Below are 885 nucleotides of genomic sequence, written 5' to 3' on the forward strand. Positions count from 1 at the left end.
TGATAATGATGTAAATATAGTTCTATATTCAACTCAATCTTCTCAAACGCCCGAAAAATGGGAATTGCAGAGATGTGATATTTTCCCTTAAGGATTTTTATTTTTTTCCTTAAGGGAAAATTTATTTTTCCTTAAGGGTTTTTATTTTTATCCTTAAAGGCTTTTTTCCTTCACCCGCATACTGTTAAGATAATTTAAGCACAGACAAGTTATGTACAACGGCAGAAAGATGGCTATACGTTGGCTTTAAATAGCAGTATAAGATAAAAAAATCCCCATCCTGCTTTTTCAAGCTGGATGGGGATTTTGCTTATGCAATAAGGGTTATCTTCAGTTAGGCGTCCCGACGGATTTGCAATCCGTCGTAAAAAAAGGTTCGACCTATTAAGCCGGGGGATTTGTAATCCCCCTATCCCATCGAAATGCCGGCTACAGTCTGGGGGCTGGGGATAACATATCCCCAGAGCATAAAGAGGTTAGGACATTTTTGACGGCGGATTACAAATCCGCCGGGACGCCTAACGGAGGACGGGCATATCCGGCGCTATGGACTAGACGAAATATCCTTCTAAATATTTGGTATTTTGAATTATTTTCAGTATCTTTGCAAGCAAATGTTTTAATGAAATAGTAAATGATTATACAGTAAAAACCCAAAATGTTGAAACAGAAAAAACATCGAAAGATTCCGGCTCTGGCAGCTGGTACTACGCTCGTGGCAGCGATGACCCTGATGGCTTCCTGCTCCACAGACTACGAAGACAAGATTGTGTACAACGACATCCAGCAGCCATTCCAGCAGAACTTCAAGAAAGACACCGTGGCTTTCGACAAGCTGCCGGCTGAGTTCGCCAAGCACATCCTGAATCTATCAGACCCTTCAAC

1 pseudogene is annotated in these 885 nt (G+C 41.4%); it reads left to right on the plus strand.

The window, feature by feature from the left end:
* Positions 1 to 658 precede the first annotated feature (658 nt).
* A pseudogene (locus DW657_RS17360) lies at positions 659 to 885 on the plus strand (hypothetical protein); the annotation flags it as partial.

This window comes from Prevotella sp. AM23-5 (assembly GCF_003473645.1).
GTDB lineage: Bacteria > Bacteroidota > Bacteroidia > Bacteroidales > Bacteroidaceae > Prevotella > Prevotella copri_A.